The following is an 11639-nucleotide window of genomic DNA, read 5'->3' on the forward strand; positions in this document are numbered from 1 at the left end:
AAGATAACACATTTGTATTGAGGACGTTAGCCTTTACCTTCTACTGCCACTTATTTATCAACCGTTACAGTTGTCTACAATATAATCATTATGACTGTTTGTAATACGCTGATATGATGAGATATTACTATAACAAACCCAAATAAGCGGATACAAATATAGGAGGCTTGGCTAATGGCAAAAGTTGTTTTACAAGGCTATATTATAGTTCCTAATGAAGGGTTAACTCTTGTGAATAAAGCGCTTATCTTACATAAAGAACTAACACTGCAAGAGTCTGGCTGTATCACTTTTGAAGTAACTGAAGATAAGAATGATAGCAATAAGTATAATGTTTACGAAGAGTTTATAGATCAGCAAGCATTCGATATTCACCAATTAAGAGTTAAAAATTCACACTGGGGCAAAGTTACCGTAAATTTGCAAAGAAATTATCGAATAAGTAACGGTGAACAAACAAATTAATTGTTCTTATATTTGCTCTTTATAATTTTGGAGGGGACTCAAATGTCAGATAGTAAAAAACCAGAGGCAAAATTAGGTGTTATCGAATGGTGTGATTTGACTGTTGGCAATGCTGACAAAGTGAAAGATTTTTACTCTAGTGTAGTTGGCTGGGAATCAAGTCCTGTTTCAATGGGGGAATATGATGATTACAACATTAACCTGCCAAAGTCTGGTGATACCATAGCAGGCATATGCCATGCCAGAGGAAGTAATAGCAACTTACCCGCTCAATGGCTTATGTATGTTAGAGTAGAGGATGTTGCAGTAAGCGCCCAAAAGTGCAGGGTGTTAGGTGGTAATATTTTGGATGGCCCGCGCAAAATGGGTGCCGAAAATTTTTGTGTTATTCAAGATCCTGAAGGTGCTGTGTTAGCATTAGTATCGAGCTAATAGTAAAAGTCTAATTATCTTTATTACCCTTAGAGCACGTTATTTGTTAAGCAGGATTCTATGAAAAAAATCAATATTAGTGATAAATTTAGCCAGTTCAAAGAAGTCTGGACGCCAAAGGTGATAGCCGAATCTAATGGTCAATTAGTTAAAATAGCAAAAGGCAGTGGTGAGCTTGTATCGCATAAACACGATAATGAAGATGAACTTTTTATTGTGTTTAAAGGACAACTAACGTTGCAGTTAAGAAGTGAAAACATCGTACTTAAACCTGGTGAAATGTATGTTGTGCCCAGAGGAGTCGAGCATTGCCCTAAAGCTGAGCCGGATACTCATTTTATGATGATTGAGCCATCTTCTACTGCTCATACAGGCGAACATCACACAGAAGTCACTGTATCATCGGAACAGCAGGAATGGATTTAGCACACAGAAATCATGTGAAGTGACAGATAACAATTAACTATTTATTAGCTTGTTTGTACTTTTTTAGTACGCAAACATTAAAAGGATAGTAGGACTGTTTATAAACAACGGAGTGTATATGAATAAATTTGTGATGATATCTGCTTTTGCACTAATGAGTCTGTCTATCAGTAGCTTAGCGAAGACTATTTACGCTGATGTACAGGTTACCGATATTATTCCAACGAGTCATACTATTTGGCAGCGTGAGAATCAAAATACGCCCAAATATCCTATTAAACTCGCTCGTTCAGGAATAAGAGGTTGTGCAGTTTTAGCGTTTAATATTTCAGCCATGGGTAAAACTGAAAATATAGAGGTTATCAATTCATTACCTAAAAAGAGCATTGCTAAATCTGCACGTAAAATGCTAAAAAAATGGCATTGGGTTCCTGTTTCTTCACAGCAGAAGCCTAGGCTTGAAAAAAGAACGATTAGGCTTGATTTTTGTCTTGGCGGAAAGTCAATTGAACAATCTCAACAATACTGTTTACAACAAACAAAGTTAGCATGTAGCTAATTCACACAACAAGCAGACAACACGGTTTGTTAAAGGCGAATATGAATATTACTGATGTAGAAAGAGATGCGTTATATAAGGTGATTTATTCACGTAGAGATGTGCGAAAAGATTTTATAGCCAAAGCGATCCCTGATGAGGTCTTAGAGCGTATTTTAAAGGCAGGGCATCATGCGCCAAGTGTCGGTTTTATGCAGCCTTGGGACTTTATCTTGGTGACCGAGGAAGAAACAAAAAGGGCATTAAAAAAAGGTTATGAATCAGCTCGTGTTGAGTCTACCAATCAATTTGACGAAGAAAAAAGAAAAGAATATCAAAGCTTTAAATTAGAAGGTATTTTAGAAGCACCATTAGGGATATGTGTAACCTGTGATCGCGATCGTAATGGTCCCGTTGTGATAGGGCGTACAATAAAGCCTGAAATGGATTTGTATAGCACAGTATGTGCAATTCAAAATATTTGGTTGGCCGCTAGAGCAGAAAATATAGGCTTGGGTTGGGTAAGTATCATCCATGATAAGGTGTTAAGAGATACATTAGATATACCAGAGAACATAGAAATAATAGGTTATTTATGTTTAGGTTATGTTTCAACTTTTCAAGACAAGCCCGAATTAGAACAATTTGGTTGGTTACCTAGGGAGAACATTAGCCAACTTATCCATAAGGAAAAATGGAATAAAAAGGCATAATGTTCTTTCACCTGAACTTACAACATCTACAGTCTTGTGAAGAAAACTTCTTTCTTGTTTTCTAACTTTACCAATGTTGTCATTGTTAAATTTCCTTTGCTACACCATGCTTTATTAGACATTTTAAAGATAGCTTTAGGACTATTACTTATAATAAACCGTTTGTTTTTAATATGGAGTCGTAAACACCATTGCTTTTTATTTTTGCTAAGCCTTCATTAAAATCAGCAATAATTTTATTATTTTTAGGATTACTTAATCCACTGGTAATATGTAATGTATTGCTTGATAGTGGCATTGATGAAAATGCAATTTTATCTTTTAGTTGAGGCGCTTCATTTTTTATAAAAGCACGCGCTACGATTTCATCCTCTAAGGTTAAATCTATACGTTTATGCACTAACTTTTTCAGGTTATTAATAAATTTTGTCGTTTCTGGTTTTTTGAAATTCATCGCTTGCTTAAAGTTATCACTGTAACCGTAGTCACGAATTACGCCGACATTTTTTTTGTTTAAGCTTTCTAAGCCATCGTACTCAAATGAATCATCTGCACGTTTGATAAATTTTATATTGTTAACAAGATAATCATCGCTGAAATTTAAAAAGGTACTTCTCTTTTTTGTCCACCATGTACCAACGAGAATATCAACTTTGCCTTCTTTGACTGATTTGATGGCTCTTGTCCACGGCACGAATTTCATTTCTACTTCATGCCCTTGCTCTTTAAACGCTGCCTGCACTATTTGTAATGCAATGCCTTTGCCTGGCAAATCAGGGGATAAAAATGGTGGCCAAGCATCACCTATGGCGGTTATTTTTTCAGCATAAGTCACACCTGAAAAAGCCAGTGAAAGGGTAAAGACTGTTGATAGTAGACGTTTCATATTTGAAATCCTTTGTAGTTGTAATGATATTTTTTTTGTTATAATTCATATTATTTTAAAAAGTGATTTTCAGTATTCTTCGGCGCCAGTACATCTCACCTGAAACCTTGAATTTGGCTTAACGATTCCATTTTCGTTTATTGACAATAAAACCACCGCCAACGGAATAATAAATTTGGCTAAGTAATAATTCTTCGCCATTATAAGCTCTTAGTTCCATCGCATTAGCATGGTCAGGCAACGTTTGCGGCCCATGAAAAGTAATAGCGTTTTGTCGTGGAAAACTACTGTCATGCACCCCGAGCAAGGATAAGCGTTGAGTGGTTTCAACTTGTAATAAAAATGCATCAACTATTTCAGGATCAATGGTTTCGGGTTCGAAGCCGGCTAGCCCTAACAGCACTGCTTTACAGCTACCATGGCTAATTTCAGTTTGCGCAAGAGAGCCAAATAATTCAGTTTTTACGTGGCTTACCCGATCTAATACTTTTTTTTGTTGCAGCAATTTACTAAAACGAAATGCTGCCCGCATTGGGCCAACGGTGTGGGAGCTTGAAGGATCAATTCCTATACTAACCATGTCAAAAGCACTTATCATATAACTTCTCTTGCAACATTTATGTAAGTTCTAGTGTTAAGCTAGAACCGTAAGTTTTAATCACGCGGCGCTTGGTTTTATGAGTGCCGCGCTAATACTAAATTGATGATTTATCGATTAAACATATTGATTCAACCCATCATCAATTTGATTAAAACTTATAATCGAAGTTGTACCGCATGCCAACGGTTAGCTGATCGCTATCACTAACTGAAAGATTAACGTCATCATTGTCATATTCGTTATGTTGATACTCAATAAATAAACGGAAATCTTTGGTACCTTGCCATTCAAGCGTTGTATTAAAGCGTGCAACATCTTTTGAATTGACTGCAGCTTGTTCATCATCAAGCTGTGATGCACCAAACAATAGCTTATACTGGCTATTGATTGCATAGGTTGCAACGACATCAATTGTCGTAATATCGCCACCGACAACATCGTGTTCAAGATCTAGATAAGCAGCAGCAAAATACCAGTCGCCAATACTTTTAGTTGCTGAAAAACCAAGGGTGTTTTTATCTGTACCATCAAAATCTTGTGTCAGATAAGCAAATGCGAGGCTATAATCACTCCCTGTATAACTCACACCCGCGTTCACCAGATCGCTGCCTTCGTTTTGTTTATCTTCACCTGAAAACTGGGCTTCGCCTCGTATTTCAAAGTTACCAAAAGATTTGCGATAAGAGACGAGTTCTTGTTTACGAAAAACACTGACATCGTCATAGCCTAAAGGTGTATTAGTACGGTTAAAGATATCAACTGGTATACCTATAAGCGCATAGTGCGTTGTTTCCTGCTTACCAATAGCTATTCGACCAAAGTCACCTTTTATGCCGACATACGCTTTGCGGGCGTCCCCAAAGTGAGCATCACCTTGGATTTGAACCTTAAATTCACCTTTGGCAAAGCCGATCATGCCATTACTCAATTTATGCTCAGCAGCGAAGCCAATACGTGAAAGTGCATCGCCAACATCCCAATCATCGCTTTCATCCGTGCTAGTTACGCCAAAAGTAGGTCGCAGCGTGCCATAAAAGCTCATATCAGTATTCGACTCTTGCTCTTTTGTGGCTACCTTGCCTTGTTCTAGTTGCGCTAATCGTGTTTTAATTTCATTGAACTGGCGTTGTAATTCAGCTTCAGTTACCTCTTCAGCAGCCTGTACGGCGTAAACAGGTAATGCTAATGCTAAAGGAAGTAATACAGATTTTATTCTTGTCTTTTTCATGTTATTCCCTAGTACTTATTGTTGAGTTGTTATAATTATTCAAGAAGGCGAGGGCTGACTAAATGGAAACTGTGCCGTCAATCTTCCTGTTTTACTTGGTGGTTTATACACCAGCGAACAAAACACTAACGGTACGATGTAAACCCACGATAAATAACATGTGCAAAGTTGTAAACGAGGTATACCAAGGCATTTACAAGCGACTTTTGTCACTTGACGGGGTGAATTTTATCGATAGACTTAAGTAAAATAATAAGAAGCAGAATAATTAGGGGACACTAATAATGCTATCTGACACTAAGATTTTAATAGTTGATGACGATGAATTGACTCGTCAGGTTTTAAGTAGTTATTTTGAAAATGAAGGTTATGACGTTTTATGTGCAAAGACCGCCGAAGAGGCTGAAGAGTTATTAGCACTTGGTACCTTTGATCTTATTTTGCTTGATATCAGAATGCCTGGTAAAGATGGTCTGACTTTAACCAGAGAGTTACGGGTTAACAATGAAGTAGGCATCATTTTAGTAACAGGAAGTCAGGATGAAGTTGACCGTTTGATAGGACTCGAATGCGGTGCAGATGAATATGTAACCAAGCCTTTTAATCCTCGTGAAATATTAGCTAGAGCTAAAAACCTTATTCGTCGTGTCAGATTATGCCAACAAGTAAAATTGGCCGATAATGATGACTATATTCTCAAAGCATTTGATCGTTGGAAATTGAACCCTGTTAGGCGTCAACTCATCGATGAAGAACAAACCACAGTGCAACTAACTGAAGGTGAATTTCAATTATTGAAATGTCTAATGGATCATGTAGGGCAAATCATGACAAGGGACCAAATCCTCGATCAGATCCGTAACCGAGAATGGGTACCAACAGATCGCACCGTTGATGTCTTAATCGGTCGATTGCGACGTAAACTGGGGGATGACTCTACCAATCCTCGTTTAATTTTGACAGTGCATGGTGCGGGTTATTTATTCACGCCTAAACTTGTGGATGTAGTATGAAAGCATCTTGGTTAGCACCTATTTTTTTAATCCTAAGTGGCTTGATGCTGGTACTTCATCCATCTAAGGGCCAAGCAAAGGAGCTGATAGCATGTGGACATCCTTATTATCCTCCTGTTTCTTGGGTGCAACAAGAGCAACTAATTGGTGTAGCCCCAGCCGTCGTTAAGCTGATATTTGCTGAACTTGGCTACCAAGTTAGGTTAGATGTTGTAGGTAATTGGAAGCGCTGTTTGTCAGAAGTAAAAACTGGCCATGCCGATATTGTAGTAGCGGCTTATCGAATAGACAGCCGAGAACCTGATTTTGATTTTAGTGAACAACATATTGTTGACGATCCCATTGGGATTTATGTCAATCCGAATAATAATAAAATTTATCATTCACTCAATGAGTTAAAAGGAAAAACGGTCGGCTTGCTATTTGGCGATAGTTTTGGCGATAGTTTAGATAAGTTTATCGATGAGCATAATCAGATAGAGTATGTTTCAGAAGGCCAACAGAATTTAAAAAAATTAGCGCAAGGACGCATTGATTTCATACCATTAGGTATTGTTAGTGGTAAATTACAAACTCAAAAATTTGGCTATAGCAAACAAATTATCGCTGCACCGTTTAAGTTAAAAACTGAGTACTATTATTTAGCGTTAGGCTCCCACAGTGAGCTTAGTCGGCACCTACCTTACATTAACCAACGCTTAAATGAGTTGCATCAAAGTGGTAAAATTGAGCAGTTAGTCACTCAGTACAGCAAGACATACCTTGATTCATCAACCGAAGCGAATAAGCCGTGAACTTTCCTAACATACTCGGCTTACGTCGTTTGATCCGTTACCCTAAAGATCACCCGTTAAGCTATCGTATGATGGTTTATACCACGCTTTATAGTTTTGTCTTTATTATGCTGTCGACTGCCGTTCAAATTACTTTAGATTATCGTCGAGAAATGCGCAATATTGACCAACAAATTCAGTTGATTAGTACAAGCTATATTGCCAGTTTGGCACGTAGTATGTGGGATTTTGATCAAGCTCAACTTGAACTACAGCTTAAGGGCATTAAGGCGCTGCCGGATATCGCAAGTCTTGAATTAACCGATCATACCGGTGAAACACTTATCCGTTTACCTGAGCACGTTATTAATGACAAGGTAATGAAATCAAGCTTTGATCTCAGTATTCCGAACAAACGCCTTAACAATGATATAAACAACAATAAACAAAGCAGTAGACGTCAACTCGGCACGCTTATTATTGCCACAAACTTAACCACCATACATGCAAGGTTATGGCACACCGGCTTTAATATTTTACTCAATCAGACCTTGTTAGTTGTGCTTATCATGCTAGTGATCATGCTTATACTGCAACGACTGATCACTCGGCACCTAGAAAGTATGGCGGGGTATAGTAAAGCGATTGGTGACGGTGAACTTGAATCTCCATTGACATTAAGCAGACGACAACCAAACTCTCCTGACGAATTGAACCAATTAGCCAATGCACTTAATGATATGCGACTGGCGATTCGTCATGATATTAATCGACGTGAAGAAGAGCAACAGGCATTACGATATAACCGTGACCAGTTGCAACAAATGGTCGAACGTCGAACCATGAGCTTACAACAAGCTAAAGAGGTCGCGGAAGAAGCGAACAAAGCCAAATCACAGTTTTTAGCAACTATGAGCCATGAAATTCGTACGCCAATGAATGGTATGCTTGGCATGATACAGCTACTACAAAACAATGAGCTTACTAATCCCCAGGCTAATCGTGTGAAGATATTGCATGATTCAACAGAAGCTTTGCTTGAAACCTTTGATCACGTATTACAATTTGCTCAATTGGAAGAGGGTGGTTATGTTAGCTCTGAGTCGTTTTTCTCGTTAGATGAGCTATTACATAATCTTATTAGTTTAATGCAGCCTAAAGCAGATGAGAAACATTTGCATTTAAAACTTGATACACCCGTGGCGGGTGATTTTTATCATGATGCTGCCGGCAGTTTGCGTCAAATACTTACCAACCTATTAGCAAATGCTATTAAGTTTACCGATCAAGGTGAAATATTGCTTCGAGTCTCACAACTTGAACAAAGTGAGCATCATCACAGGTTGCGCTTTGCTATACAAGATAGCGGCATTGGTATTGAGCCAGCATTGCAACAACATATATTTGAACGTTTTACTCAGGCTGATGAATCTATTACCCGTCGCTTTGGCGGAACGGGCTTAGGTCTATCTATTTGCCGTCAATTAAGTCAAGAAATGGGAGGACAGATTGGGGTAGAAAGTAAAGTAGGGCAAGGAAGTACCTTTTGGGTTGAAGTAAAACTCAAGGTGGCGAAAGCAAGTGAATTTAAAGCTAAAACGGCATTGCCAGCGTTACCAGCGTTGAAGATTTTATTAGTGGAAGATGTTGAGATCAATCAACAGGTAGTATTAGGCTTATTAGAGAAACACCAAGTTATACTTGCTGATAATGGCCATGATGCTATAGAAACAGCCAATCGAGAGACCTTCGATGTCATTTTGATGGATATGCATTTACCCGGAATAAGCGGCTTAGATATCACTGCTGAAATACGAAAAAGTGCTAAATGCTGTAATTATAAAACGCCGATAATAGCCTTAACCGCTAGTGTCCGTCCTGACGATATTCAAGACTATTTCAATGCAGGGTTACAAGATGTTGTCGCTAAACCTGTTAAGCAACAATTACTATTAGAAGCTATAGAGCGTGCGCTTGAACCACAAAAAAACATGCTACCCAAAGCGATTCAACCGATAGAGACAACCAGCGATACGCCGTTACTTGACTTGTCAATGATTGAAACTCATCTACAGATTTTAGGCTCGGCTAAATTAGCAAAACTCATGAAAAGTTTTTGTAAAACACAACAACAACTTTGGCCAGCCTTAAAACAGAGTTTGGCGAGTGACGATCATTACGAGGTAGAACATCAAGCCCATGCGCTTGCCGGTGCTTGTGATATGCTCGGTTTTGTCAAAGCCAGTAATCTATTACGTGAACTCGAACAGAACGCTAAGAAGGGGAGTATTAAGCAAGTTTCACAACTGCTTTTACAACTAGACCCCGTTATGGAGCAGAGCTTAGCAAAGGCTGAAACCTTCTGTAACTGAGCCTGTTAATCTTTCGTTTTTGTCCGCTAAAAATTCTGCGTCTACCTGCGCAGTATTTTAGCGGCGCCATCATCTTATCTACTGCGGATTCTTTACGCCACACTTTACTCAAAGCAGTATGTAAGTGTTCGTTCGTAATAAATACCGTATTTTAATACATAAAAAACCTTCAAAATTGATTTGTTGAGCTTAAAAATTTCCTCCAATTAGGCTTTTATCATCTTAAATCAGAAAAATTCAAAAAAGATCTCTGTTATGATTTTTTAAGTAAGAGTCATACTTACCAGTGCTTTTAGGCAAGTTTAATCAACTATTAGTTGTCCATGTAACACAGTCAAGAATCCTGTTTACATCTTTATACATGTTATTAATTCTGAGTTTACATCTAGCCTTTAGTGTTATCAGGGTGGTGAGAAATAGTTCAAATTTTTGCATTGTTATTCACTACCTGATGACTCAACAGGAGTAAAAAATGACTGAAAATAATAAAATCAAACCCAGTTTCTTTATGGCAATACTGCCGATAATACTGACGCTGGCAATACTAGGCATTCAATTATTCTACTATGGCGATTTTACGCCTCATATTCCTCTCGCTATTGGAATCGCGATTACAGCCACTTTGGGATGGTTTCGTGGTTATCGCTGGGATGATATGGAAAAAGGAGTGATGCACGTTATACGTGTTGGCCTTCCATCAATTGCTATTCTAATGACCGTGGGTATGATCGTCGGCGTTTGGATTGCTTCTGGTACTGTACCAGCGCTTATATACTACGGATTGAAGATTTTAAATCCAGAAATATTTTTGGCTGCCGCTATGGTGTTATGTGCTGTAGTCTCTGTCTCTTTAGGTACTTCTTGGGGGACCACAGGTACCGTAGGTCTTGCCTTAATGGGCATTGGATCAGGCTTTGATATCCCAATGTATTGGACTGCAGGTGCTGTTGTATCAGGCGCTTTCTTTGGCGATAAAGTATCACCGCTATCAGATACTACTAATTTAGCACCAGCTGTAACAAGTGTGAATTTGTTCGATCATATTCGCAACATGCTACCAACGACTGTACCTGCAATGATTATTGCGTTAATCATCTATATATTTGTTGGATTTAATCTCATTGGTTCGAATGAAGTCGACTTTTCTAAAATCGAGGCCATTACTAATGGTCTAGATAGCAATTTCAATCTTTCTTTGTTCGTCCTACTACCACCACTATTAGTCATTGTACTAGCACTTAAAAGAATGCCGGCACTACCTTCATTGTTTGCGGGTGTTGCTGCTGGTGCTCTACTCGCTGTATTTGTTCAGGGCGCTTCAATACATGAAATATTCAATTTCATGCAATCAGGCTATAAAATTGATACCGGTGTGTCCGAAATCGATGGGCTATTAAATCGCGGTGGTGTTCAATCTATGACCTGGGTTATTACGTTAGTTATCATTGCATTAGGCTTCGGTGGAGCACTAGAACGTACTAAATGCCTAGAGACGATTATTGCTAAAATTCTTGGCAGTGTTAAGTCATTCTTTGGCTTACAAGCATCAGCTACCGGTGCTGCAGTAGCAACAAACCTTGTTGCTGGCGACCCTTATTTATCTATTGCATTACCGGGAAGAATGTTCGCCCCAGCTTATGTTAAGCAAGGTTACTCAAAACTAAACCTATCACGTGCAGTAGAAGAAGGTGGAACATTAATCTCTCCTTTGATTCCATGGAATGCAGGTGGCGCTTTTGTAATCACAGCATTAGGGCTAGGGATCAGTGACGGTAATATCGAAAACCTACTTTATATTCCATTAGCTTTTGCTTGCTGGTTATCCCCCTTAATAGGTTTGACTTATGCTGCACTTGGACGTTTCTCACCCAAAATGTCAGCGGAAGAGTTAGCGCAATATCAGCGCGAAGAAGAGGAAAGTACCTCTGAACAAAAAGTAGAAGTAAAAACAGGGACAGCTGTTACCGCATAGTGAATGACGTCATTGTTACATGAAGTAATTCGATGTGCCTTGACGTTAATAGAACAATTACTGGCTTGTATTCAAGCCAGTATCAATTTAAACCCCAAACAAAAAAAACGACGGCAAATTGAGCCGCGGAGAAAGCACATGTTTTATAAAAATGATCAAATAGCCGGTTTCGACGACAGTATTTGGCAAGCCATGGGTCAAGAAGATAGCCGTCAACAAG

13 protein-coding genes are annotated in these 11639 nt (G+C 38.6%); 10 read left to right on the forward strand and 3 right to left on the reverse strand.

From position 1 onward, the window contains the following. Nucleotides 1–174: 174 nt before the first annotated feature. From ND2E_RS07495 to bluB, 5 genes are all read left to right on the forward strand, one after another. The gene (locus tag ND2E_RS07495; protein ID WP_033094537.1) at nt 175–465 is read left to right on the forward strand and encodes a putative quinol monooxygenase; all 291 of its coding nucleotides are present in this window, start codon (nt 175–177) and stop codon (nt 463–465) included. 42 nt (nt 466–507) lie between these two features. Then, the gene (locus tag ND2E_RS07490) at nt 508–897 is read left to right on the forward strand and encodes a VOC family protein (RefSeq protein ID WP_033094538.1); all 390 of its coding nucleotides are present in this window, start codon (nt 508–510) and stop codon (nt 895–897) included. 60 nt (nt 898–957) lie between these two features. After that, nucleotides 958–1323, forward strand: coding sequence for a cupin domain-containing protein (locus tag ND2E_RS07485; protein ID WP_033094539.1), 366 nt, complete (start codon nt 958–960; stop codon nt 1321–1323). Nucleotides 1324–1441: 118 nt separating this feature from the next. Further along, nucleotides 1442–1882, forward strand: coding sequence for an energy transducer TonB (locus ND2E_RS07480; RefSeq protein ID WP_223303638.1), 441 nt, complete (start codon nt 1442–1444; stop codon nt 1880–1882). A gap of 41 nt (nt 1883–1923) precedes the next feature. Continuing rightward, a complete protein-coding gene (gene bluB / locus ND2E_RS07475) occupies nt 1924–2574 on the forward strand; it encodes a 5,6-dimethylbenzimidazole synthase (protein ID WP_033094540.1) in 651 nt (216 codons plus the stop codon). Between the two features lie 148 nt (nt 2575–2722). Here the strand turns inward: bluB and ND2E_RS07470 are convergent, their stop codons facing one another. The 3 genes from ND2E_RS07470 to ND2E_RS07460 form a co-directional block, all read right to left on the reverse strand. Beyond that, nucleotides 2723–3460, reverse strand: coding sequence for a substrate-binding periplasmic protein (locus ND2E_RS07470; protein WP_033094541.1), 738 nt, complete (start codon nt 3458–3460; stop codon nt 2723–2725). 118 nt (nt 3461–3578) lie between these two features. Then, entirely contained in the window at nt 3579–4058 is a 480-nt protein-coding gene (locus ND2E_RS07465) for a serine dehydratase beta chain (protein ID WP_033094542.1), read from the reverse strand. Between the two features lie 151 nt (nt 4059–4209). Further along, nucleotides 4210–5289 (reverse strand): porin, encoded by a 1080-nt coding sequence (locus ND2E_RS07460; RefSeq protein WP_033094543.1) that lies wholly within the window; start codon nt 5287–5289, stop codon nt 4210–4212. Nucleotides 5290–5573: 284 nt separating this feature from the next. Between ND2E_RS07460 and ND2E_RS07455 the strand changes: the two genes are divergently transcribed. From ND2E_RS07455 to ND2E_RS07435, 5 genes are all read left to right on the forward strand, one after another. Beyond that, nucleotides 5574–6302 (forward strand): response regulator transcription factor, encoded by a 729-nt coding sequence (locus ND2E_RS07455; protein WP_033094544.1) that lies wholly within the window; start codon nt 5574–5576, stop codon nt 6300–6302. Beyond that, on the forward strand, nt 6299–7096 hold the full coding sequence (locus ND2E_RS07450) for a substrate-binding periplasmic protein (protein ID WP_033094545.1): 798 nt from the start codon (nt 6299–6301) through the stop codon (nt 7094–7096). Before ND2E_RS07455 ends, ND2E_RS07450 begins: the two co-directional genes overlap by 4 nt. After that, nucleotides 7093–9447, forward strand: coding sequence for a hybrid sensor histidine kinase/response regulator (locus ND2E_RS07445; RefSeq protein WP_052056676.1), 2355 nt, complete (start codon nt 7093–7095; stop codon nt 9445–9447). The genes ND2E_RS07450 and ND2E_RS07445 overlap by 4 nt, the downstream gene beginning before the upstream one ends. 472 nt (nt 9448–9919) lie before the next feature. Beyond that, a complete protein-coding gene (gene nhaC / locus ND2E_RS07440; protein WP_033094546.1) occupies nt 9920–11419 on the forward strand; it encodes a Na+/H+ antiporter NhaC in 1500 nt (499 codons plus the stop codon). 3 nt (nt 11420–11422) lie between these two features. Beyond that, a partial coding sequence (locus ND2E_RS07435; protein ID WP_033094547.1) for a hypothetical protein occupies nt 11423–11639 on the forward strand: 217 nt, incomplete at its 3' end.

This window comes from Colwellia psychrerythraea, from assembly GCF_000764225.1.
GTDB lineage: Bacteria > Pseudomonadota > Gammaproteobacteria > Enterobacterales > Alteromonadaceae > Colwellia > Colwellia psychrerythraea_D.

What these genes read in the sequence shown, in the direction of transcription:
- ND2E_RS07495 (WP_033094537.1), top strand. Translation starts at nt 175, where the DNA reads ATGGCAAAAGTTGTTTTACAAGGCTATATTATAGTTCCTAATGAAGGG.
- ND2E_RS07460 (WP_033094543.1), bottom strand. Translation starts at nt 5,289, where the DNA reads ATGAAAAAGACAAGAATAAAATCTGTATTACTTCCTTTAGCATTAGCA.
- nhaC (WP_033094546.1), top strand. Translation starts at nt 9,920, where the DNA reads ATGACTGAAAATAATAAAATCAAACCCAGTTTCTTTATGGCAATACTG.
- ND2E_RS07485 (WP_033094539.1), top strand. Translation starts at nt 958, where the DNA reads ATGAAAAAAATCAATATTAGTGATAAATTTAGCCAGTTCAAAGAAGTC.
- ND2E_RS07450 (WP_033094545.1), top strand. Translation starts at nt 6,299, where the DNA reads ATGAAAGCATCTTGGTTAGCACCTATTTTTTTAATCCTAAGTGGCTTG.
- ND2E_RS07455 (WP_033094544.1), top strand. Translation starts at nt 5,574, where the DNA reads ATGCTATCTGACACTAAGATTTTAATAGTTGATGACGATGAATTGACT.
- bluB (WP_033094540.1), top strand. Translation starts at nt 1,924, where the DNA reads ATGAATATTACTGATGTAGAAAGAGATGCGTTATATAAGGTGATTTAT.
- ND2E_RS07465 (WP_033094542.1), bottom strand. Translation starts at nt 4,058, where the DNA reads ATGATAAGTGCTTTTGACATGGTTAGTATAGGAATTGATCCTTCAAGC.
- ND2E_RS07490 (WP_033094538.1), top strand. Translation starts at nt 508, where the DNA reads ATGTCAGATAGTAAAAAACCAGAGGCAAAATTAGGTGTTATCGAATGG.
- ND2E_RS07470 (WP_033094541.1), bottom strand. Translation starts at nt 3,460, where the DNA reads ATGAAACGTCTACTATCAACAGTCTTTACCCTTTCACTGGCTTTTTCA.
- ND2E_RS07480 (WP_223303638.1), top strand. Translation starts at nt 1,442, where the DNA reads ATGAATAAATTTGTGATGATATCTGCTTTTGCACTAATGAGTCTGTCT.